Annotated in this window: 24 protein-coding genes and 1 riboswitch; of the genes, 12 read left to right on the top strand and 12 right to left on the bottom strand. The window is 39.9% G+C overall.

The window, feature by feature from the left end:
• The first annotated feature begins 186 nt into the window (after nt 1-186).
• The 6 genes from moaA (at nt 187) to A7P54_RS07210 (ending at nt 4,870) form a co-directional block, all read left to right on the top strand.
• Nucleotides 187-1,218, top strand: a complete 1,032-nt coding sequence (gene moaA / locus A7P54_RS07235) for a GTP 3',8-cyclase MoaA (RefSeq protein WP_171549139.1) — start codon at nt 187-189, stop codon at nt 1,216-1,218.
• 24 nt (nt 1,219-1,242) lie between these two features.
• Nucleotides 1,243-1,494, top strand: a complete 252-nt coding sequence (locus A7P54_RS07230; protein ID WP_171549138.1) for a MoaD/ThiS family protein — start codon at nt 1,243-1,245, stop codon at nt 1,492-1,494.
• A 2-nt stretch (nt 1,495-1,496) separates the two neighbouring features.
• Nucleotides 1,497-2,036, top strand: coding sequence for a molybdenum cofactor biosynthesis protein MoaE (locus A7P54_RS07225; protein ID WP_171549137.1), 540 nt, complete (start codon nt 1,497-1,499; stop codon nt 2,034-2,036).
• Between the two features lie 17 nt (nt 2,037-2,053).
• Nucleotides 2,054-2,977 (top strand): bifunctional molybdenum cofactor biosynthesis protein MoaC/MoaB, encoded by a 924-nt coding sequence (gene moaCB, locus A7P54_RS07220; RefSeq protein WP_005212116.1) that lies wholly within the window; start codon nt 2,054-2,056, stop codon nt 2,975-2,977.
• Nucleotides 2,977-4,206, top strand: coding sequence for a molybdopterin molybdotransferase MoeA (locus tag A7P54_RS07215; RefSeq protein ID WP_171549136.1), 1,230 nt, complete (start codon nt 2,977-2,979; stop codon nt 4,204-4,206). Before moaCB ends, A7P54_RS07215 begins: the two co-directional genes overlap by 1 nt.
• A 181-nt stretch (nt 4,207-4,387) precedes the next feature.
• The gene (locus A7P54_RS07210; protein ID WP_005203362.1) at nt 4,388-4,870 is read left to right on the top strand and encodes a helix-turn-helix domain-containing protein; all 483 of its coding nucleotides are present in this window, start codon (nt 4,388-4,390) and stop codon (nt 4,868-4,870) included.
• 1 nt (nt 4,871) lies between these two features.
• Here A7P54_RS07210 and A7P54_RS07205 read toward each other — a convergent pair whose 3' ends face one another.
• Complete coding sequence (locus A7P54_RS07205; protein WP_171549135.1) at nt 4,872-6,269, bottom strand: PLP-dependent aminotransferase family protein; 1,398 nt, start codon at nt 6,267-6,269, stop codon at nt 4,872-4,874.
• Between the two features lie 125 nt (nt 6,270-6,394).
• On the opposite strand from A7P54_RS07205, the gene A7P54_RS07200 reads away from it, so the two are divergent.
• Nucleotides 6,395-7,258 (top strand): DMT family transporter, encoded by an 864-nt coding sequence (locus A7P54_RS07200; RefSeq protein WP_151716452.1) that lies wholly within the window; start codon nt 6,395-6,397, stop codon nt 7,256-7,258.
• Between the two features lie 8 nt (nt 7,259-7,266).
• On the opposite strand, the gene A7P54_RS07195 is transcribed toward A7P54_RS07200, so the two are convergent.
• Genes A7P54_RS07195 through tusD form a run of 4 tightly spaced genes read right to left on the bottom strand, consistent with a single transcriptional unit; the run spans nt 7,267 to nt 8,664 of the window.
• Nucleotides 7,267-7,578: a TusE/DsrC/DsvC family sulfur relay protein gene (locus A7P54_RS07195; protein WP_004807454.1), complete on the bottom strand. Its 312-nt coding sequence runs from the start codon at nt 7,576-7,578 to the stop codon at nt 7,267-7,269.
• A 38-nt stretch (nt 7,579-7,616) separates the two neighbouring features.
• Nucleotides 7,617-7,892: a hypothetical protein gene (locus tag A7P54_RS07190; RefSeq protein WP_033133054.1), complete on the bottom strand. Its 276-nt coding sequence runs from the start codon at nt 7,890-7,892 to the stop codon at nt 7,617-7,619.
• A 9-nt stretch (nt 7,893-7,901) separates the two neighbouring features.
• The gene (locus tag A7P54_RS07185) at nt 7,902-8,252 is read right to left on the bottom strand and encodes a hypothetical protein (protein ID WP_171549134.1); all 351 of its coding nucleotides are present in this window, start codon (nt 8,250-8,252) and stop codon (nt 7,902-7,904) included.
• A 43-nt stretch (nt 8,253-8,295) separates the two neighbouring features.
• Nucleotides 8,296-8,664 carry a sulfurtransferase complex subunit TusD gene (tusD, locus tag A7P54_RS07180; protein ID WP_171549133.1) on the bottom strand — a complete coding sequence of 123 codons (369 nt, stop codon included), beginning with the start codon at nt 8,662-8,664 and terminating at the stop codon, nt 8,296-8,298.
• 67 nt (nt 8,665-8,731) lie between these two features.
• On the opposite strand from tusD, the gene A7P54_RS07175 reads away from it, so the two are divergent.
• Together A7P54_RS07175 and fumC are read left to right on the top strand one after the other, a co-directional pair.
• On the top strand, nt 8,732-9,739 hold the full coding sequence (locus tag A7P54_RS07175) for an NAD-dependent epimerase/dehydratase family protein (RefSeq protein WP_171549132.1): 1,008 nt from the start codon (nt 8,732-8,734) through the stop codon (nt 9,737-9,739).
• Between the two features lie 115 nt (nt 9,740-9,854).
• Nucleotides 9,855-11,249: a class II fumarate hydratase gene (gene fumC, locus A7P54_RS07170; RefSeq protein ID WP_171549131.1), complete on the top strand. Its 1,395-nt coding sequence runs from the start codon at nt 9,855-9,857 to the stop codon at nt 11,247-11,249.
• A 78-nt stretch (nt 11,250-11,327) separates the two neighbouring features.
• On the opposite strand, the gene A7P54_RS07165 is transcribed toward fumC, so the two are convergent.
• The gene (locus A7P54_RS07165; RefSeq protein WP_216077038.1) at nt 11,328-11,981 is read right to left on the bottom strand and encodes a hypothetical protein; all 654 of its coding nucleotides are present in this window, start codon (nt 11,979-11,981) and stop codon (nt 11,328-11,330) included.
• A 510-nt stretch (nt 11,982-12,491) separates the two neighbouring features.
• Here A7P54_RS07165 and A7P54_RS07160 point away from each other — a divergent pair.
• Together A7P54_RS07160 and A7P54_RS07155 are read left to right on the top strand one after the other, a co-directional pair.
• The gene (locus A7P54_RS07160) at nt 12,492-12,983 is read left to right on the top strand and encodes a hypothetical protein (RefSeq protein WP_171549129.1); all 492 of its coding nucleotides are present in this window, start codon (nt 12,492-12,494) and stop codon (nt 12,981-12,983) included.
• A gap of 136 nt (nt 12,984-13,119) precedes the next feature.
• Nucleotides 13,120-13,209: riboswitch (glycine riboswitch) on the top strand.
• A 179-nt stretch (nt 13,210-13,388) separates the two neighbouring features.
• Nucleotides 13,389-14,633 carry a D-amino acid dehydrogenase gene (locus tag A7P54_RS07155; RefSeq protein WP_171549128.1) on the top strand — a complete coding sequence of 415 codons (1,245 nt, stop codon included), beginning with the start codon at nt 13,389-13,391 and terminating at the stop codon, nt 14,631-14,633.
• A 47-nt stretch (nt 14,634-14,680) separates the two neighbouring features.
• Here the strand turns inward: A7P54_RS07155 and A7P54_RS07150 are convergent, their stop codons facing one another.
• On the bottom strand, nt 14,681-15,328 hold the full coding sequence (locus tag A7P54_RS07150; RefSeq protein WP_171549127.1) for a hypothetical protein: 648 nt from the start codon (nt 15,326-15,328) through the stop codon (nt 14,681-14,683).
• Nucleotides 15,329-15,426: 98 nt separating this feature from the next.
• On the opposite strand from A7P54_RS07150, the gene ispF reads away from it, so the two are divergent.
• Nucleotides 15,427-15,918, top strand: a complete 492-nt coding sequence (gene ispF, locus A7P54_RS07145) for a 2-C-methyl-D-erythritol 2,4-cyclodiphosphate synthase (RefSeq protein WP_004807433.1) — start codon at nt 15,427-15,429, stop codon at nt 15,916-15,918.
• Here ispF and A7P54_RS07140 read toward each other — a convergent pair.
• The 5 genes from A7P54_RS07140 to glnL all read right to left on the bottom strand — a co-directional run bounded on the left by A7P54_RS07140 (nt 15,906) and on the right by glnL (nt 20,982).
• Entirely contained in the window at nt 15,906-16,430 is a 525-nt protein-coding gene (locus tag A7P54_RS07140; protein WP_004807431.1) for a protein tyrosine phosphatase family protein, read from the bottom strand. The genes ispF and A7P54_RS07140 overlap by 13 nt on opposite strands.
• Nucleotides 16,431-16,574: 144 nt before the next feature.
• Nucleotides 16,575-17,495: an ornithine carbamoyltransferase gene (gene argF / locus A7P54_RS07135; protein ID WP_004807430.1), complete on the bottom strand. Its 921-nt coding sequence runs from the start codon at nt 17,493-17,495 to the stop codon at nt 16,575-16,577.
• Between the two features lie 111 nt (nt 17,496-17,606).
• Nucleotides 17,607-18,248 carry a TetR/AcrR family transcriptional regulator gene (locus A7P54_RS07130; protein ID WP_004807428.1) on the bottom strand — a complete coding sequence of 214 codons (642 nt, stop codon included), beginning with the start codon at nt 18,246-18,248 and terminating at the stop codon, nt 17,607-17,609.
• Nucleotides 18,249-18,392: 144 nt separating this feature from the next.
• Complete coding sequence (glnG, locus tag A7P54_RS07125; RefSeq protein WP_004807425.1) at nt 18,393-19,886, bottom strand: nitrogen regulation protein NR(I); 1,494 nt, start codon at nt 19,884-19,886, stop codon at nt 18,393-18,395.
• The gene (glnL, locus tag A7P54_RS07120; RefSeq protein ID WP_004807423.1) at nt 19,873-20,982 is read right to left on the bottom strand and encodes a nitrogen regulation protein NR(II); all 1,110 of its coding nucleotides are present in this window, start codon (nt 20,980-20,982) and stop codon (nt 19,873-19,875) included. Before glnL ends, glnG begins: the two co-directional genes overlap by 14 nt.
• Nucleotides 20,983-21,110 lie beyond the last annotated feature (128 nt).

Raw genomic sequence — 21,110 nt, 5'->3', positions numbered from 1 at the left:
AAAACCTATTTTTGTTTATAGATTGAAAGAGTTGCTCGTTTGAATGAATAAGCAGCATCGGCAACACGAATAGGGTAAAACTGGAATAATTATTGCTGTAATAAAAACAATTCACTGTGATGAGTAAAACAAGGACGCACAGAACTTGTGCTAAACCCAGTTCAAAGATTCACAATATGAGTGCATATGATGAAGCATGAAATAGACGACACGAGTATACCGATCCTTCAAGATCAGTATGGTCGTATTAAGCGCAAGTTACGGATTTCCGTGACAGACCGTTGCAATTTCAAATGCATTTACTGTATGCCTGAACATCCCGAATGGATGAAAAAACAAGATCTACTCAGTTTCGAGGCATTGTTTATTTTCTGTCAATACATGGTTGGACAGGGCATTGAGAATATTCGTATTACTGGTGGTGAACCGTTGATGCGTCAAGGTGTGGTGCATTTTATCCGTGATTTGCAAAGTTTAAGAGCTTTGGGGCTAAAACGTATTTCAATCACAACCAATGGTCATTATTTGGCGAAGTATGCTGAGCCATTGAAGCAGGTAGGTTTGGACGATCTCAATATTAGTTTGGATAGCCTTGATCCGCTTCAATTTAAACAACTGACTAAAAAAGAACTTACCCCTGTATTTGCAGGTATTGAAGCCGCAACAAAAGTTGGTCTGCCATTCAAAATTAATTGTGTATTGATGCAAGGCCAGAATGATGACCAAATTGTGCCGATGGTGAAATGGGCCAAACAGCATAATATTCCGTTGCGTTTTATCGAGTTTATGCCGCTGGATGGTGATCAGCACTGGACAGATCAAGCCGTGGTCAGTGAAGCGGAAATCTTAAAGCAGCTCTCAGCGCATTATGACATTCAGGTCTTAGAACAACAGCATGAACCTGCACGCCTCTATCAGCTTGATGGCCAATATAAACTCGGTATTATTTCAACCATTACCCATTCATTTTGTGGGGACTGTGATCGAATTCGACTGACGGCTCAAGGTGAATTATATAATTGTTTATTTGCAAGACAAGGCTTAAATATAAAACCCGATCTACTACAAGTAATCAAACAAAAAGCTGAACTCAAGCCGTTAGCATTTCATCAACTTGATCAAAAAATTAAGCCTTATATTTGGAAGAAAGCGCAGGGTTATCATGCAATACAACATCAACAAGCGCGTAAAATTAGTATGCACATGCTTGGTGGATAGTGAGGAAAGTTGTTTGGAGAAGATATGCAAACCATTGAGATAAAAATAGAAGCCTTTGGCGCAATTGAACGGTTATTACCCAAAGTGCTGGCATTTGAGTTTGCAAAAGATCAAATGGTCAAAGATGTACTGTCACATATTACCAATCTTTATCCAGATGCCAGCCCAGCGATGGAAAAATGTGCCTGTGCGATTGGTGAAGATATCGTGACACGTCAAACCGCATTAGATAGATCCTGTACTTTAGTTTTGTTGTCGCCAGTGGCGGGAGGATAAATATGCGTGAATTTGCCCGCGTCCAAGATCAGGCTTTAAGCCTCGATTACTTTGATCCGATTCAATCATTTCCTGAATGCGGCGGGGTTGATATTTTTATTGGAACTGTGCGTAATCACCATGAAGGAAAAGCGGTTAAAGCACTGAAATATACCTCTTATACACCTGTCGCAGAAAAGATGATTCGCGCAATTGAACAGGAAATCAAAGATAAATATCAGGTTTCTTATGTACGTGTCATGCATCGGATCGGTTATTTGGATGTGAGTGAAACCGCGATTATTGCGATTGCCTATGCAGCACACCGCCGTGAAGCCTTTCAAGCCTGTGAAGAGGCAGTCGAGCGGGTCAAACATGAAGTGCCGATCTGGAAAGAAGAATTTTTTATGGATGGCACCAGTCAATATGTAGAAGGCTGTTGTATTCGTAAAGATCAAACCGATAATGTTCAAGCGAAAATCCCCCTAAGTCCCCCTTTATTAAAGAGGGATTTACCCGAGCATCACCATGAAAATTGTAGCCATGAGCATACACGCGAATAAAGCGTCAGGAAGTTAAAATGAAAAATGTTGGGATGAAACCCGAGAGTTATCGTGTTGCAGAAGCGCAAGCGATTTTACATGCACCAGCACATTGTATTCAGTTATTGCGAGACGGTAATACCGAAAAAGGTGATGCTTTAAAAACTGCACGTATCGCAGGTATTTTGGCAGCTAAACGTACGGACGAGCTGATTCCACTCTGTCATCCATTACCAATTTATCGTGCCGATGTCGATTATGATCTACATGACGACCATGTGGTGATTCTGACCACAGTTGAAACCATTGGCCCAACAGGCGTGGAAATGGAAGCTCTAACGGCTGCGAGCTTAGCGGGCTTAACCTTATATGACATGCTTAAACCGCATTGTGAGCCTGAAGAGCTGTGTTTAGATCAGTGTAAATTGCTGAAGAAAAAGGGTGGGAAATCACACTTTAAACGTACTTTACGCCAATCTGTTTCAGCGGCTGTAATTGTACTGTCAGATACGGTTGCAGCGGGCCGTAAACCCGATACTGCAGGTAAGTCGGTGGTTGAGACTTTGACTGAAGCAGGATTTGATCCGATTCATTATCAAATTTTGCCTGATGAAGCAGATCAGCTCAAAGATTTAGTGTTAGAACTGACCAAATCTTATGCATGCATTATGACGGTCGGAGGTACTGGTATTGGTAAGCGCGATATCACCGTGGATACTTTAGAACCACTATTAGAACGCAAACTCGACGGCTTAATGGAAGCGGCACGTTCATTTGGACAGAAGCGCACGCCATATGCAGCTATGTCGCGTGGTGTTGCAGGCTTTATTGATCGCTCATTGTTGGTGACTCTACCGGGAAGTCGTGGCGGGGCGAGTGAATCGATGGCTGCCATTTTACCAGCGCTCGTCCATATTTTTGATGTATGTCGGGACTTACCACATCCGGGAGGTTATGAATAATGTCAGGATGTGGTGCTGAAAAGGGTTTGATCAGTATTGATGAGGCATTAGCGTTGGTGCAAACCCAACCGAAAGCTTTAAAAGTTGAGACATTGGCTTTAGCCGATAGTATGAATCGCTATTTAGCCAAAGCTGTCTGTTCAAATGTCGATCTACCGAGTTTCTCACAAAGTGCAGTCGATGGTTATGCATTGAATAGTGCTGCGGATCATCTGCAAGATTTAGTCTTTGACGTGATTGGTGAAATTAAAGCAGGTAGTGAATCTGATTATCAGCTCAAAGATGGGCAAGCGATTCGTATTTTTACAGGTGGAAAAATACCTGAGGGCACAACGCATGTTGCTCGACAAGAAATTGTCGTCGTTGAAGCCAATCAAAGCATTCGCTTGACTGAGCACATTCAGCCTCAAGCGGATATTCGTTTTGTCGGTGAAGAAGTGCAACGGGGTCAGCAATTGGCGGATGTTGGACAACGAATCAATATTGGTGCACTGGCAGCACTAAGTATGGCGGGTGTACACAGCATTGATGTTTTTCAATCACCTAAAGTGGTTGTGGTCATTACAGGGGATGAAGTTGCTGAAACCCCTGAGGACTTGCAGGCAGGGAAAGTTTTTGATGCCAATGGCCCATTACTGAAAGCTTGGTTGCAAGACTATGGGATAGATGCAGAAATCTTACATATTGTAGATGAAGCGGCAGAAGTGACACAGTGTTTTGAGCGCTTAAAACAACAATATAATCTGATCATAACCACGGGTGGTGTTTCCGTTGGCGATTATGATTTTGTTCGCCCATGCGCGTTTGAAACAGGTTTTGAACAAATCTTTTGGAAGGTAAAACAAAAACCAGGCAAGCCATTATTCTTTGCCGAATACACACAGCAAGATCATCGTTGCTATTTGTTAGGTTTACCCGGCAATCCTGCCGCCGTGTATGTGTGTATGCAAGTCTATGGCAAAGCTTTGCTAGATGCTCTGCAAAACCAACGTCAACCTTTGCAATGGTTAAGTGGTGTACTGACCCATGATTTGAAGTCAGACGCACGAGAACGTTTTTTAAGAATGCATGCTTATTTTGATCAAGGGCAGCTTAAGCTACAAAGCTTGGCGAAGCAGCAATCGCATATGCTGAGCAACTTAATGCAAGCAAATAGTCTGGTACGTATCCCAGCCAATACGAAATTGGAAGCAGGACAAATCCTTTCTGGGCTATTCATTTACAACTAAATTGTTTTGATGAATTTATGTAAAATGACTGAATATTGGTATTTTTAGCCAAGTACCAATATTGCATCTGATGGATAAGGTGGTTTAGTGTATATTTTATATTGTTTAGTTTCTAAACATGACGGTTCAAGACATAGATGTCTTTTAAATAAAACTTTAAAAAAATGACTAGGTGATAATAATGAAATGGGACGAAATTGGCGACCAGCCATGTTCAGTGGCGAGGACGCTTTCAGTATTGGGTGATCGTTGGACAATGCTCATCTTACGTAACGCATTTATGGGTATACGCCGTTTTGATGATTTTCAGCGTAGTTTAGGACTGACACGTCATGTGCTTTCAGAGCGTTTAAAGCGTTTGGTCGAACATGGGATTTTGACTAAAGTACCGTATGTTGATCGTCAAGAGCGTTTTGAATATCAATTGACAGACAAGGGCTTAGACCTTTATCCAATTATTCTCTCGATGGTGCAGTGGGCCGATAAATGGATGGATATGGGACTGGGCAAACCTGTTGAATTTACCCATAAAACCTGTGGCAGAAAAATCAACCCCAAAGTGGTGTGTTCTGAATGTGATGAACCGATTCAAGCCAAAGATGTTCGTGTCGCGGCTGGGCCTGGTTATTTCGCTTTTATCGAGCAAAAAAAGCAAAGTGCTTGATTTATAAATTTTGTCGTTCTGTCTCTTGTTGAATGGCATGAGATAGAACCTCAAAAACTTTGGGTTGCAGTGATTGCGCCACATTAAAACGAATAAAGTTTTTGAAATTTTGGCTCTGGCTAAATGCATTTCCTGGAGCCAAAATCACGCCATTGTCTAAGCAGCGTTGTGCAATACGTGCTGTATCGAAGTGGTGTGGTAATTCACACCATACAAATATCCCAGCAGTGGGTTTAACCCAGATTTTGATTTCTAGTTTCTCAAGTTGTTTGATTGTTGCATCCATTGCTTTAGACAAACGAACCTTCAATTCTTCAAGATATTTACGATAATTTCCATCAGTTAATGCTGTATACAAAATTTCTGAAGATAAATTACTCCCTCCAAAGCAAGTCGCGATTTTGATATCAGTTAAATCCTCAATCCATTCCGTTTTAGTTGCAATATATCCTGTACGAACTGAGCCAGATAAAGTTTTTGAAAAACTGCCGATATGAATGACACGAGACAAGCCATCCAAAGCTGCGAGACGAGGGGCGGTATGCAGCTCTAAATCTGCAAAAATATCATCTTCAATGACAATCAAATTAGATTGCTCAACCAGTTTTAACACCTGATAAGCCGTTGATGCCGTTAACACAGCACCTGTTGGATTATGAATGCCTGAGTTGGTAATGTAGAGGCGTGGATTGTAGTTTTGGATCGCCTGCGAAAATGCTTCAAGATCAGGTCCAGTCGGCGTATAAGGCACACCGATGATTTGAATCTGATGAACTTTGAGTAGGGCATGAAAGTTGAAATAACAGGGATCATCAACCAGAACCACATCATTCGGCTTGAGAAAATAACGACAAATTAAATCGATTGCCTGCGTACCTGAATCTGTCAATAAGATCTGATTTGGACGCGCTTCAATGCCTTTGCTCAAGATTCTTCTTGAAAGTAATTCACGTAAAGGTGCTAGGCCTAAAGGCGTTGCATAATCAGTCAAAATGCTAGCATGAGCTTTGGATACTTTACGGATGGCTTTGCGGATATTTTCGTGTGGCATCCAGTCATCAGGTAACCAACCACATCCTGGTTTTAAAACATCTGGCTTTGCTTCCAAGGCTTGTCTAGAAATCCAGAGTGGATCAATACTTCGATCAATCTTTGGGTGGATTTCAGAGATAGACAAAGGTGCAAGTGGTCCTGCAACAAAAAAGCCCGAACCTGTTTTGGCTTCAATAATCCCTTGAGAGGCAAGACGTTCATAGGCCTCAACAATGGTTGAAACTGATAAATGGAGAACACCTGCTAAAGCTCGTACCGAGGGGAGACGTGAACCTGGCAGCAATGAACGGGTCTTGATTTGTTCCTGAATGTGCTGGATCACGAAATCAATTTTTGTACTTTTCATCTCGATCTATCTTTAAACTGTATGGGTTAGTAAGCCAATACAGTTATTTAGAATTGTACTGTACTGTGTATGGTGCTTAAACCATATCACAGTTTAAATTCTTCATATAGATTTGGAGAATTTAAATGAAAACTTTCAGTAGTGGTTGGATGAATGGTCTGATCGGTGTGATTATTTTTGCCGGTTCACTACCAGCCACACGCGTTGCGGTTATGGATTTTAGCCCTACCTTTTTAACTGCTGCTCGTGCCGCAATCGCGGGTCTTCTTGGTTTGGCCTTGATTTTATTATCACGTCAGCAATTACCAACACGAAAAGATTGGTTGCCATTATTTTATGTTGCGATTGGGGTTGTAGTTGGCTTTCCGTTATTTACAGCATTAGCACTTCAATATGTCAGTGCTGCACATACGATTGTCTTTGTAGGCTTATTGCCTTTGGCGACTGCTATTTTTGGTGTGCTACGAGGTGGAGAAAGACCGAATTTCGTATTTTGGTTATTCGCAGTTTTAGGTGCTTCACTGGTTTTTGGGTATATGTTAGTCCAAACAGGGAGTTGGGCCTTTAACTATGGTGATATTTTCATGTTATTGGCAATTATATTCTGTGGTTTTGGTTATGCCGAAGGCGGAAAACTCTCTAAACATTTGGGAGGTTGGCAGGTGATTTGCTGGGCATTGATTATTACATTGCCGATCATGCTACTCATTTCATATCTGTATATGCCTGTGAGCTTTGCACAAATTTCAACATCGGCAAAACTTGGTCTGGCCTATGTGTCTTTATTTAGTATGCTGATTGGTTTTTTCTTTTGGTATAAGGGCTTGGCACAAGGTGGGATTGCAACTGTTGGGCAACTCCAGCTATTGCAACCGATCTTTGGTTTGGCGATTGCTGCAGTCTTATTACATGAACAAGTAAGTCCAACCATGTTTGGCGTCACGATTGCAGTAATTGCCTGTGTTGCTTGTGCCAAGAAATTTGCCTAAATAAAAAATTATAAACAATTTGCAGGTTTAGGTACGCCAGCTAAACGACTTAAATGTCGAGCGACTAAACCTGTATTAAATTTCTGCTGCAATGCTGCATTATCAATTTCAGGACTGACGGTTTTCATTAAAAACTTAATCAGCGGACGTGTTGCGGGTGAATGTCCAAATTGCTGATAAAACTGGCGTACTGCATAAAGAATCTCAAAATGCCAGTCGGTTAACTGCAAATCTAAAGACTTCGCTAATTCTTGTGCAACGTCTTGATTCCAAATGGTGTAATCAACTAAATGGCCGTCTTGGTCTAACTCTAACTGCATAAAATAGCCTAACAAATTTAAAATGAATTGAAGATGTCTTATTTCAAAGAAACGCAACGTTTGAATTTTAGAGTTAAATCCGCAAATTGTGCATAATCGATCGCTTGAATCCGAGATTTAATTTCATCATCAAGTAAGTTGTGCTCATTTGTTAAACAATAAATGTTGTAATAAGTTGCTGTAATCGCGCTCGGTATTTGAATTGCCGCATTACCCATAATCACAATATAGTCATCAGATTGTGCCATTTTAATTAAATCCGACCAAATTTGATCAGCATTAGATTGCACGAGGAACAGTGTTGTTGCTTGCATGGAGTGGCCTTACCAGTACATTATATGATCAAATGATTGAGTAAATTCAGGACAGAGATCAACAAATTCAATTTCCTGTTCTGTATTTTTAACAGCGTTAAGTTCTTGATTTTTTGATTCAATTAAAATTGGGGTTAAATCATAGAACTCAAAACTTTCAACCAAGTTGGATGCAATTTTAAACTCGTGTAAAAGTTGATCAAATTCTAATTTATTATCCAATAAGTTAATTGCTGCACATTTTAATAATACTTTGACAGAAATACCAAAGGTTGCTAAAACCATAGTAGCGGACAAGCTTTCATTGATTTGCAAACTTGTTAAGTTAGGTTGAGTTAGAATGACGAGTACAGATTTCACACAATTTACCTTTTCAAAGCAACACTCTAGTAAAGAACTTTAATTAAAATTGAATTAAACGAGAACAGCTTTGTACTGCGTCAGCAAGTTCTCCGAGACCCACAAGTTCAAAGCCATTGGCTAAGTTGTGATGTTGAAGTGAATGACGTTTTGCATTGTCCGCATCAGTGATACCCCGAGCAAGGGCAGCACTGACACAGACAGGGAGTCGGATGCCAAGCTTTTGCCATTCTTGTTTTAAGTTGCGTTGATCATCGGGAAACCACTGTAAGTCATTCGCAACCAGAACACCATCTTGGTAAAAGAAGACACGAACTTCTTCATCCTTATTTTGAAGCGCTTGAGCTAGACCAAAAGCATGCCAAGCCATAATCGACGTAGGAGAGGAAGTAATTAGCAATAGTGTGCTCATGGAATATTCACTATGGTCATAATTGGCAAAAAAATGATGGACAGATATAAAGGAAGGTAAGTATACAATGATTTTGCTGACAGGTGGTTTAGGCTTTATTGGTTCACATATTGCTTTGAGCCTTTTGGCTCACGGGCAAGAAATCGTCATTGTGGATAATTTAGCCAATTCGACCTTACAAACTTTAGAACGTTTAGAATATATCTCAGGAATGTATATTCCATTTGCGAAACTTGATGTTCGAAATACACCAGCACTTAATAAAGTTTTTGAACAATATTCCATCGACACTGTGATTCATACTGCCAGTTTTAAATCATTAGAAGAATCTACTTTAAAACCTCTTGAATATTATAATGACAATGTTAGCAGCATCATGAGCCTGTTAAGAGCCATGCAACGCATGGGGGTGAGACAGTTAATCAATTTGTCCAGTCTGGCGGTTTATGGCCAATCAAGTACTGAGCTTAAGGAAGAGACTGAATTTAATTATAAATATTCGAATCCTTATGTTCGATCTCAGCAAATGGTTGAAGATATTATTGCAGATACTTATCGTGTCGATCCTGAGTGGAGGATTGTAAATCTGCGGTTGTCTAATATTGTTGGTGCATTTGAGCATGGTGTGTTAGGTGAGTTTGTCACTCAGCTGCCTAAGAATATCGTGCCATTAGCTTTACAAGTTGCTGCTATGCAGCGTGAATGTATTGAATTGCAGAATCAGGCCGCAACTGCTGATGGAACTGTTGAGAGAAGCTTTCTGCATGTTTTAGATGCATGTGATGCCATTTTAATGACTCTAAATTGGTTAAGTACGCAGAACAACTGTATGGAGTCATTCAACATCGCACATTCACAATTGACCTCAATTCAAAACTTATTAAATGAAATTGAGAAAGTGACTCAGGCGAAAGTGCATGTGCAGCCCGCAGTATTTCAGCATGATGAGATTGCACAATTAGGTGCAATAATTGACAAGGCAGGGAAGATTCTTAACTGGTCACCAAAACGACCTTTAGCTCAGATGATTGAAGATGAATGGCGCTTTTATCTGAATACCTTAAAAGGTAATTGAGATAATGATTCTTATTTACAATTATATCTGCTTTGATTAGGATAACGGCAACTAGCCAAAGCATCACTTTGCTTCAGCCCGTGAGAACTTTAACCAAATAGAGTAGAGGTTGTTTATGCAAATGCGAATTGAACACGACACAATGGGTGACATTGAGGTCCCGAATGAAGCCTTATGGGGTGCGCAAACGCAACGAAGTTTACAAAACTTTAAGATTGGTCAAGAACGCTTGCCACGAGCCATGATTCGAGCAATGGGTTTGGTGAAAAAAGCTGCTGCCATTACCAATGCTGAATTAAAACAACTTCCTGAAGATTTAAGCCAATATATCGTTGGTGCTGCTGAAGAGGTAATTGCTGGACAATGGGATGCACAATTTCCATTGGTGGTTTGGCAAACTGGTTCAGGTACGCAAAGTAATATGAACTGTAATGAAGTGATTGCCAATATCGCCAATCAGAAATTAGGCCAAGTATTGGGTGCACAAAAACCAGTTCATCCGAATGATCATGTCAATCGTGCACAATCAACTAATGACTCGTTTCCAACCGCAATCCATGTGGCTGCAAGTATTCAAATTAATGAATTACTTATTCCAGCCGTTGCGAAGCTGAAAGAGACTTTACAGCGTAAGTCAGAAGAATTTGATGATATCGTCAAAATTGGCCGTACCCATTTACAAGATGCGACACCTTTGACCTTGGGCCAAGAATTTAGTGGTTATGTTTCACAATTAGAGCATGGCTTGAAGCGTTTACAACAAGCACTGTCTGGTTTATATGAATTGCCTTTAGGTGGGACAGCGGTTGGTACTGGATTAAATGCACATCCAGATTATGCGGTTAAAGCAGCGGAGCAATTAGCTGAATTAACAGGCCTACCATTTGTGACCGCACCGAATAAATTTGAAGCATTAGCTGGGCGTGATGCCGCTGTGTTTGCATCTGGTGCATTAAAAACACTTGCTGCAAGCTTAAATAAAATCGCCAATGATATTCGTTGGTTGGCAAGTGGCCCTCGCTGCGGATTTGGTGAAATTCGTATTCCAGAAAATGAACCTGGTTCAAGTATCATGCCAGGTAAAGTTAATCCGACCCAAAGCGAAGCGATGACCATGGTTGTTGCTCAAGTTTTAGGGAATGACACCACAATTAATGTAGCGGGTGCTTCAGGTAACTTTGAGCTCAATGTATTTATGCCCGTGATTGCTTATAACTTACTGCAATCGATTCAGTTGTTGGGCGATGCTTGTAATAGCTTTAACGATCATTGTGCAGTGGGTATTGAACCAAATCGTGACAAGATCGATCATTTCTTGCATAACTCATTGATGTTGGTCACTGCATTGAATCCTGTGATTGGCTATGAAAACTCTGCCAAAGTTGCGAAAACGGCTTATAAGGAAAATAAAACCTTAAAGCAAGTCGCGGTTGAACTTGGTTTAGTGACTGCTGAACAATTTGATGAAGTGGTTAAGCCTGAAAATATGGTTTCTCCAAATAGTAAGTAAGCTTGATTCGTGAATAAAAAATCCCTCTTTAATAGAGGGATTTCTTTATAAAATAGAGATATCAAGTACTATAGTTGGTCAGGATCTATGATGCGTACAAATAAGGAAATCCAAGTACTGATACCAGCGATTAAATGCTTTAAAGACTTGTTTTATGGATTGAGTTGCAATCTCACTTTCATATGTTGAGAAGGTTAGCTGATCAATGATTTTTTCTTCAGCTCCAATGGTATGACCTGTTTCTTTATGATAATGGATGTCTCCACAATAACTTAACTGGTAATTAGAATGTTGGGTGATATCTCTCAATTTTGAAAAGATGATATGACCTGTAATCTCGATTGCTTCGATAATTGCAAGTCGAATATTGGCTGGTTGGTTGTGAACTAAATGGACTAACTCGAAAAAAAGGATTTGGTTTTCTTCATTTTCTTTTGACCATAATTTTTTTAAAGTTGTCGTAAATTTTTCAGGAAGATCATAGCTTAGTTTTTCTAAATCATGCACATACCAAATCCAATGTTCGGCATCTTCTGCTGCATGTATGTTTACGAGATTTTCCAATTCATTTGTTGGTGCTTTAAATGGCAATACATATTTATTAAAGTCACCAAAGTTCATAACGAAATGGGCGATAAAAGGTAGAAATACAAGTTTATTTTTTAATGAAATGGATGTGCTGTCTAATGTATCTAATAGTTTTGATTTATCTAAGACTATACGTTCAGACATTATCAATTCTTTGATCTTAATCACTTTGATTAACTCCTACAAAGCCTATTCAGAACGGACATAAGATAATCAGTAAATGATGTCCGTTGTTTTAAAGCCTATTGAATTAATAGATATTTCACATGTTTTTTAATCTTCAAAAAGCTGTGAAATGAGTAATTTTGAACTGACCTGCATGGTCAGTTCTATTATTCCAAAGGTAGAGAACGGATAGCAAACTTTTATGTATCTGCTACACGATGATGATGTAAATAATTATTCTCCATGATGTGTTAGGCAGTTGGTTAAGGTCAGAGATCTCTCTTTGACTATGTTTTACGCTTGAGATTCTGATTTTGTGGGAGCTACTTAATATGTAGAGGAAAGTCTTTGCGAAACTAACATTGAATAAATTGTCATAATTGTTAGAATGATCAACTTCTTCTGTTTTTATCTTTTTTGTTTTGCCAACACTGCGCAGAGCTGAAATTAAGTTTATATAAAACAGTATTTTACCTTAGGATTTTTTTGATGCTCTCTATCTATTTAACAGATACCCAAACCAACATCCAATTTTCTGATCTTCCGAATGAAAATCCTGTTAAGTTTCTGTTGAATTTAAAGAAAATCTTTCCTAGCACTGCAGATTTATTATTGCCCATATTACCTGAAGACAGTAATTTAGAAAATGTGACATGGGAAGCAACATCAAAAGACTTTGAGACATTTAAAAAATTATTGGAAGGTTGGGGCATTATCGAGCTGCGTTTAAGTGCGATCACCACCTATAAAGACAAAAATTTTGCCAATGAACTGGTAAAAAAAGCACAAGTTAGACGTAAGCAAATTACCCAAAGTCAGCCGCAATTATCACTCATTGCTTTAGATTATGTGTTGATGCATGAAATTCATGCACAGATTGATGCAGAGTTGGTGATGATTGGTGAAAAATTCTATTTACCAACATTACGCGAACTCTGGAAAGGTCAGTTCTCAGATCAGATTTTGCAATGTAAATTTTAATATTTGAAAGCAGACTTTGAGTCTGCTTTTTTATGGCTTAAGTAACTTGAAATAGAACACTTCTTCGCCTACAAACAATTACAAGAATTTAGTGTCGGTATTTTTAGGCGGCATATATATTGCATATAAGGATATAAATATTATTGCGGGAGAGAAGTTCTTCAATGAACTCGCCGAAGGAGCAACGACCCCGGAAACTCTCAGGCAGAAGGACTGTAATAATAGAAATACAATCTGGAGAGCAGTGCTCAACTTGTAGAAATTAACAACTTTTTTCTTCTATGATAAACACTCACCGAAGGGGAAGGCTCAATGATTAATTGGTAATCATCTGCCGAAACTCTCAGGTACCATGACAGATGGGGCTATGCATTAAGAAATGTTATGCATTTCTAGGAGTTTGCTATGCCACATGTTGTTGTCATTGGTGCGGGGATTACGGGTGTAACGTCTGCTTATGAATTAAATAAATTAGGCTATGAAGTGACGGTGATCGATCGCCATCTCTTTCCAGCCATGGAAACCTCTTTTGCCAATGGCGGACAGTTGTCTGCCTGTAACGCCGAGGTTTGGAATCAAAAGGCAACCGTACTTAAAGGTATTAAATGGATGAGTAAAAAGGATGCACCTTTATTGCTCAATCCATCCTTTAGCGCACACAAATATCGCTGGTTGATCGAATTCTTAACACATATTAAAAATTATAAAGCCAATACCATTGAGACCGTACGTTTGGCACTTTTGGCAAGACAACGCTTGTTTGATATTGCAGAAAAAGAAAGTATCTCGTTTGACTTGGAAAAGCGTGGCATTTTACATATGTATCACACCAAGGAAGACTATGAGATTGCCAAAAAGGTCAATGATGTGTTGGTTGAAGGAAAACTTGAACGAAATGCGATCACACCTGACGAAATGAGAGCCATTGAACCTACGCTAACAGGTGATTATTTTGGGGGATATTACACGGCTGGGGATGCAACAGGAGATATTCATAAATTCTCTGTTGGCTTGGCTGAAAAAACTCAGCAAAATGGTGTGAAATATCGTTTTGGCTTAGATGTTGTTGATGTCAAATTTACGCAAGACAAAGCGATTGTCCACTGTAAAAACAGTTCCGAAAATGTCAATCCAAGTGCGGATGGAATCACGGAAATTATTGCCGATTTAATTTTGGTTTGTGGTGGTGTAGGAAGCTACCAATTAGCCGACATGCTCGGTGATAGTGTGAATGTCTATCCCGTCAAAGGCTATTCAATTACGGTGCAGCTTAAAGATGAGCGTAGTGTAAAAAATGCGCCGTGGGTGAGTTTGCTGGATGAAAGTGCCAAAATTGTGACGTCTCGCCTCGGCGCTGATCGTCTACGTATCGCGGGTACGGCTGAATTTAATGGATATAATCGTGATATTCGTGCAGATCGTATTCAGCCTTTAATTAATTGGGTCAACCAAAACTTTGAGATTTCAACTGAGCATGTTGTGCCATGGGCAGGTTTGCGTCCAATGATGCCGAATATGCTACCTGTGGTAAAACAGGGTAAGCAACCACGAGTGTTTTATAACACTGGTCATGGGCATTTAGGCTGGACTTTGTCTGCGGCAACAGCGGTATTGATTAGCCAAGAGATTGCAGAAAAATTCCCAAGCTGAATCAAAAAAGCCGATGTAAAAACATCGGCTTTTAAATCTTAAGAGCATTAATCGTACAAACGATAGATCCCAGTAAATCTGCCGCAATCTTTCTGCGTAGATTTAATAATCAATAAGGCCTTTTGAAAATCAAGCTGATACTGGCATTTTTTTTCATTATCAATGATTTGGCCTTTTTGTTCAGGCGTACTATATGCCAATAAAGATAGGGTTTGAGTTTCTAGACGATTATTGGGATTGCGGTATGCAGTGCCTTCTATTTTGAGTTTATCCTTATCCAGCTGATGGATCTGTAAATGCACCGGTTGAGTTGCTAGTTTACCGTGTTCATATTTCAAATAATGCTGTGTCAAGGTTTGGTTCATTGAGGTATAAAAATTCAAATCATCCAAACGTGCATCAAATTGCTGCTGATAACAGCTTTTGCTTTTGCATTGCTGTACTTGATTCAGCCACAAGGTTTGGGTGTCATGTAATAACTGTAATGGAGCATCGGTCACCAAATAAGCGGTTAAAAACTTGGCATTGAGCTTCAGACGCTGCTCTTTATATTGCTTAGCGCAGATTTTTTGCGCTTCCAAATCCTTGCTCGTACAGTCAATTGATTCCGCATAGGCAAATGTTGAGCAAAAACAACTCAATGTGATGATGTAGCCAGATTTCTTTAATTGATTTCTTACAGTGTTAAACAGCATAATCACTTATACTTTCAGTCTAATTTGCTCAACGTACTATAGCGAAATAGAAAGCCTGAATACAAGATTTGTTCGGTATATTGTAAAAGGAAAATCATATGGTTGCTCAAATTCGGATTGGACAAGGGATGGATGTACATGCGTTCGAAGAAGGTGATTTTGTTACTTTGGCGGGTGTTCAAATTCCACATACGCATGGTTTAAAGGCACATTCGGATGGGGATGTGGTATTACATGCGCTGAGTGATGCCTTGTTGGGCGCGTTGGCACTCGGTGATATTGGTCAGCATTTTCCAGATACAGACCCTGAATATAAAGGTGCAGATAGTCGTTTGTTACTCAAACATGTTTATCAATTGATTTTGGATCGTGGTTATCAGCTTAATAATGCAGACATCACGGTTGCTTGCGAACGTCCTAAATTAGCGAAGCATAATCTAGAGATGCGCCAAAGCATTGCAGATGTTTTAGATGTTGATGTGACTCAAATCAGTATTAAAGCCACAACAACTGAGAAATTGGGATTTACTGGTCGCCAAGAAGGTATCTTGGCAACGGCAACGGTGTTAATTTCGCATCAAGCAAAGTGATTGCTGTTAATTAATGATTGTTCTAGTTCTTGTGTTGCTTTACGGCCTTGCAGTTGTAAAGTAATGCTATGAATTAAGCCTGTCCAAGTTTCGTTCGGTTCCCAAATTTGGTGTAAAAGTTCTTGGGCAATTGGTAGGTCAATATTCATATAGAATTGGCGATAGAGGTACATCAAGCTACTGACACGCATATTGTCGTCACAATGTAACCAAAGGATCTCGTTTTGCACTAGATGATCAATGAGATCCAAAACAAAAAGACATTGTTCAGAGCAAGGTACATCCCAACCGATTGGAATGTGAATGTAGTTTAAACCCAAGTCTAAACAAATTTGATCTTGCTCAGATAGATGGTTATCTGATTTGCTGGTCGCAAGATTAATGACAGTACTGCAACCATATTCTTTGATCTGTTGCAGTTGCTCAGCAGTCGGTTGAGCAGAGCTAAACAGATGTTCATGCACCAAAGAAAAGCTTGGTATTTGAGATAGGGCTTGTTCAAGTGAAGTCATAACGTCCGCTGTGTATTGAGTGAAGTTCTCATATCATGAGAAACTTAATCTAATGGGCTTGTCTTACTATAAGTGTTTTTATTTCAGTGTTCAATTTAGAACGCACAAATAAAAACAGCATCGAATGATGCTGTTTTTTTAAACTTAGTCTTTTTTCAGATTCTCATTCAGTAAGAATTCCATCAACGCTTTTTGTGCATGCAAACGGTTTTCTGCCTCATCCCAAACCACAGCATTTTTGTGGTCTAACATGTGTTCAGAAATTTCTTCACCACGGTGTGCAGGCAAGCAGTGCATGAATAAGCAATCAGGGTGTGCCAAGTCCATAAGTTTTTCATTGACTTGGAAATCTGAGAATGCTTTTTCACGTAACTTCTGTTCTTCTTCCTGACCCATGCTAGCCCAGACATCAGTAACGATGAGATCTGCATTGACAGCTGCATCTTCAGCTTTATTAAAGACTTCTACGCAATCAGCAAACTCGGTGAGGAATCTTGCTTGTGGTTCATAACCTTCAGGTGATGCGATTTTAAGTTTAAAGCCCATCATATGTGCCGCTTCAATATATGAGTTACACATATTGTTGCCATCACCAATCCATGCAACAGTTTTACCTTCAATGCTGCCACGGTGTTCTTGGAATGTTTGCAAATCAGCAAGTAACTGGCAAGGGTGGTGATCATCAGTCAGACCATTGATGACAGGTACCGTCGAGTAAGATGCAAAACGCTCTACAATATCGTGACCGAAAGTACGGATCATCACGATATCCAGCATGCTCGAAATGACACGTGCAGAATCTTCAATTGGTTCACCACGGCCTAATTGCGTGTCGCGTGGTGAAAGAAAAATTGCGTTACCACCAAATTGGCAAATACCTGCTTCAAAAGAAATACGCGTACGTGTGCTCGATTTCTCGAAAATCATTCCCAAAACTTTACCAGCAAAAGGTTGATAGACCGTATTGCTATGTTGCATGCGTTTAAGTTCTTGTGCGCGATCTAAAATACGCTGCAATTCTAAAGAGGATAGGTCTCGTAAAGTAAGAAAATGCCGAAGCGCCATATTTGCTCCCCCAATAATTATTGAATAAAAACAATAATTAAGTGATGATTAATGGGTGTAGAAAAAAAGGAATTGAATACTATACTATACGCGCAAAAAAAAGCAAAAGAATTAGACCTTTTGGTGGGCTTTTAAAAACAAATCTACAGCATAGTTAATATAATCAATGGTTTCTGCATCATCGGCTGGTACGTCTAAACCCATTAAGTTGCGCCACTCGACATCGCGTAAAATGCCAAAATACATGGTCGAAGAGAATTTTGGTTTCGTACAATAAATCTCGCCGCTGTTATGGGCATACTCTAGTGCAAAAGCAATAGTATTTTGAATATTGAGTGCACATTGATCATAGAAATAATGAGCGAGCTGTGCATCTTTTTGAGTTTGCTCTGTAAACATCCGCATGAAAGCGATATTTTCAGGTTGAATAATGTGGTGATAAAAACGTTGAAGGGTTTGTGTGAGGTAGCTTCTTAAATCAGGTTTTTCGGGTGTATAAGGAAAACAAACACCTTTAAAGAAAACTTCTCTTCGATAATCACAAATTGCAGTAAATAGGCCTTCTTTATTGCCAAAGTATTTATAGATAGATGTTTTTGAGCCACCAGCATGATTGACGATATCATCCAAAGAGACTGCCTCATAACCTTTTTCTAGGAATAAATCGGTTGCGCACAATAATAGTGCGAGACGACGTTCTTCTCCGCGGCGAGTTTGAGGTTTAGCACAGCTTGGATAGCAAATATCAGACATTATCTACTTTGGGGTGGTTGGGTTGATTCTAGTATAACAAAAACCATATCCATTGTATGGTTATGGAATTGATGAGTGTTTCAAAATTTCTCAATCCAAATGAAAAAGCGAGTAACCTGTACTCGCTTTTTCATCGTCTTTTAATTATGCAGAACGAATTTCTTCGTCGTCATCGTCATCGCTGGAATCCATGCCTAACTCTTTGAGTTTACGGGTAAGGGTATTACGTCCCCAACCTAAAAGCTCAGCGGCATGGCGTTTACGGCCACGTGTTTGTTGTAGTGCGGCATTAATCAACGTCCGTTCAAACATCGGTGTGGCGATGTCTAAGAGTTTCATTTCACCATTTTTAAGCTTTTGGATTGCCCATTGTGCCAATAATTCATCCCAATGATGAACGGCAATGCGTTCAACCAAAGCAGGGCTGGTATTGGACGCAGCTTGAGCATCATTGTTTTTATGCATAGACGCTTGTTTAAGCTCAGCAGGTAGATCTTCCGGATAGACCTCACGTCCAGTGATCATCACCGTTAACCAGCGACAAGTATTTTCCAACTGGCGCACATTACCTGGCCAAGGCAGTTGTTGCATATAATCTGTAGTTTCTGTGCGTAAAATTTTAGGGCTGACTCCAAGCTCTTTGCCCGCACGTGCCAAGAAGTGTTGTGCCAACATTGGAATGTCTTCGCTACGATGAGACAGCTTTGGAATATGAATACGAATGACGTTTAGACGATGATATAAGTCTTCACGGAAACGTCCTTCATTCACCAGTTTTTCTAAATCTTGGTGGGTTGCAGCCACGATACGTACATCCACCTTAACGGGGATATGACCACCGACGCGGTAGAACTCACCATCTGCTAAAACTCGAAGCAAACGTGTTTGCGTTTCAAACGGCATGTCGCCGATTTCATCAAGAAATAAAGTACCACCATTGGCTTGCTCAAAGCGGCCTTGATGTTGTGTGTTTGCACCTGTAAATGCGCCTTTTTCATGACCAAATAACTCGGTTTCAATCAAGTCTTTTGGAATGGCAGCCATGTTTAGTGCGATAAAAGGTTTGGCGCGACGAGGTGAGTGTTTATGCAGTGCATGGGCAACCAACTCTTTGCCAGTACCAGACTCACCATTAATCAGTACGGTAATGTGTGATTGTGATAAGCGACCAATTGCACGGAATACTTCCTGCATTGCAGGTGATTCACCAATAATTTCGGTCGATTGCAAAGGTGAAGCGGTTTTGGTTGCTTCTTGTTGTTGCAGTTTATTGATATGCAAAATCGCACGATTAACTAGAGCCAATGCTTCATCGATATCGAATGGTTTTGGTAAATACTCAAAAGCACCTGTTTGATAACTCGAAACAGCTGACTCTAAATCAGAGTGTGCGGTCATGATGATGACAGGCAGATCTGGATGTGTATTTTTCACTTTAGATAAGAAAGTTAAACCATCAATCCCTGGCATACGGATATCGGTTAAAATCACATCCGGCGCATCATCATGTAGACGCTCAAGTGCAGTTTGTGCCTCTTCAAAGTTGGTGACATCAAAACCCTCTTCTTTAAAGGTTTTTTCCAGTACCCAGCGCATGGCACGATCGTCATCTATTACCCAAATTTTATTTCGTGACATGGTTTAACTCCCAAGGTAGATATAGGCTAAATACGGTTTTTCCAGGAACTGATTGACACTCAATCATTCCGTTATGTTGATGCATAATATTTTGAGCGATACTGAGACCCAGTCCTGTGCCTTTGGCACGACCAGTGACTAGCGGATAGAAAACGGACTCCAAGATGCTCTCAGGAACACCAGGGCCATTGTCTTCAATGTCAATGCGAACCGTTGAGCGATTCAGCACACCATTAATGGTGACAAGGCGTTGTATTCGGGTTCTTAAAACCAGCTCTGGTTCTGAGTCGGTAAAAAAGTCTTTATTCTCAGTCATGGCCTGTACGGCATTGACACTGATATTGAGCATGACCTGAATCAGTTGGTCTCGATCGGCCATAACGTCGGGTAAAGAAAGGTCATAGTCGCGTGTGATCTTAATTTTTTTCTTGGTTTGATTTGCAATGAGTGAGCGAACGCGTTCTAAAGGTTCATGCACATTGACATGCTCGTAGCTTGGTAATTGACGTGAGCCGAGCATGGTGTCCGCAAGATTGGTCAAACGATCGACTTCACTAATAATAATGTCAGTAAATTCACGATAGTTATCATCACCCAAACTACGTGCCAGTAGTTGTGTTGCGCCACGAATACCTGCTAGTGGATTTTTAATTTCATGTGCTACCCCGCGAACTAACTGTCGAGCCACTTGATGTTGTTGAACGAGGTTTTCTTCTTTCGAAATTTTCAACATACGGTCAATCGGATTGAGTTCAATTAACAGGAGTGGATGATAGCTTTTGCCTGCATTGAGTTGTGATGCAGTGTAATCGACATGAATCGGTTTAAAATTCACATTGATCACGGCTTCACGACGGGTATAGTGTTGCCCACTTTCTAAAGTGTTTAATAATGCTTCATGTGTATTAAATGAATCATCATGCGCATGCAGTAAATTTAATACAGGTTGACCCGAGGCGCGGAGCAAGCTGATATCAAATAATGCTTCGCAAGCAGAATTTAAATAAAAAATATTAAGCTTACTATCGACCAATAAAATGGCAGTGCTCAGATTATCTACTAAGAGTCGATAGTCGATAGTGTTCTGTTGATCCATTTGTGAATCATCCTGTTTTAAAATGGCGCAATAAATATAAATTTTAATGAATAGCCATTAACTTCTAAAATGTACTTTATGCAAAATACAAGCCAACTTTGTATTAACTAAATTTCAATCACTTAAAT

Origin of the sequence: Acinetobacter sp. Ac_3412, assembly GCF_013072675.1 — a bacterium.
Classification (GTDB): Bacteria; Pseudomonadota; Gammaproteobacteria; order Pseudomonadales; family Moraxellaceae; genus Acinetobacter; species Acinetobacter higginsii.
This window is presented reverse-complemented; position numbering and strand designations above follow the sequence as displayed.

Bases quoted from the DNA above. Each gene is read 5' to 3' on its own strand.
- moaA (WP_171549139.1), top strand. From the start codon at position 187: ATGATGAAGCATGAAATAGACGACACGAGTATACCGATCCTTCAAGAT.
- A7P54_RS07230 (WP_171549138.1), top strand. From the start codon at position 1,243: ATGCAAACCATTGAGATAAAAATAGAAGCCTTTGGCGCAATTGAACGG.
- A7P54_RS07225 (WP_171549137.1), top strand. From the start codon at position 1,497: ATGCGTGAATTTGCCCGCGTCCAAGATCAGGCTTTAAGCCTCGATTAC.
- moaCB (WP_005212116.1), top strand. From the start codon at position 2,054: ATGAAAAATGTTGGGATGAAACCCGAGAGTTATCGTGTTGCAGAAGCG.
- A7P54_RS07215 (WP_171549136.1), top strand. From the start codon at position 2,977: ATGTCAGGATGTGGTGCTGAAAAGGGTTTGATCAGTATTGATGAGGCA.
- A7P54_RS07210 (WP_005203362.1), top strand. From the start codon at position 4,388: ATGAAATGGGACGAAATTGGCGACCAGCCATGTTCAGTGGCGAGGACG.
- A7P54_RS07205 (WP_171549135.1), bottom strand. From the start codon at position 6,269: ATGAAAAGTACAAAAATTGATTTCGTGATCCAGCACATTCAGGAACAA.
- A7P54_RS07200 (WP_151716452.1), top strand. From the start codon at position 6,395: ATGAAAACTTTCAGTAGTGGTTGGATGAATGGTCTGATCGGTGTGATT.
- A7P54_RS07195 (WP_004807454.1), bottom strand. From the start codon at position 7,578: ATGCAGTTAGAGTTAGACCAAGACGGCCATTTAGTTGATTACACCATT.
- A7P54_RS07190 (WP_033133054.1), bottom strand. From the start codon at position 7,892: ATGCAAGCAACAACACTGTTCCTCGTGCAATCTAATGCTGATCAAATT.
- tusD (WP_171549133.1), bottom strand. From the start codon at position 8,664: ATGAGCACACTATTGCTAATTACTTCCTCTCCTACGTCGATTATGGCT.
- A7P54_RS07175 (WP_171549132.1), top strand. From the start codon at position 8,732: ATGATTTTGCTGACAGGTGGTTTAGGCTTTATTGGTTCACATATTGCT.
- fumC (WP_171549131.1), top strand. From the start codon at position 9,855: ATGCAAATGCGAATTGAACACGACACAATGGGTGACATTGAGGTCCCG.
- A7P54_RS07165 (WP_216077038.1), bottom strand. From the start codon at position 11,981: ATGTCTGAACGTATAGTCTTAGATAAATCAAAACTATTAGATACATTA.
- A7P54_RS07160 (WP_171549129.1), top strand. From the start codon at position 12,492: ATGCTCTCTATCTATTTAACAGATACCCAAACCAACATCCAATTTTCT.
- A7P54_RS07155 (WP_171549128.1), top strand. From the start codon at position 13,389: ATGCCACATGTTGTTGTCATTGGTGCGGGGATTACGGGTGTAACGTCT.
- A7P54_RS07150 (WP_171549127.1), bottom strand. From the start codon at position 15,328: ATGCTGTTTAACACTGTAAGAAATCAATTAAAGAAATCTGGCTACATC.
- ispF (WP_004807433.1), top strand. From the start codon at position 15,427: ATGGTTGCTCAAATTCGGATTGGACAAGGGATGGATGTACATGCGTTC.
- A7P54_RS07140 (WP_004807431.1), bottom strand. From the start codon at position 16,430: ATGACTTCACTTGAACAAGCCCTATCTCAAATACCAAGCTTTTCTTTG.
- argF (WP_004807430.1), bottom strand. From the start codon at position 17,495: ATGGCGCTTCGGCATTTTCTTACTTTACGAGACCTATCCTCTTTAGAA.
- A7P54_RS07130 (WP_004807428.1), bottom strand. From the start codon at position 18,248: ATGTCTGATATTTGCTATCCAAGCTGTGCTAAACCTCAAACTCGCCGC.
- glnG (WP_004807425.1), bottom strand. From the start codon at position 19,886: ATGTCACGAAATAAAATTTGGGTAATAGATGACGATCGTGCCATGCGC.
- glnL (WP_004807423.1), bottom strand. From the start codon at position 20,982: ATGGATCAACAGAACACTATCGACTATCGACTCTTAGTAGATAATCTG.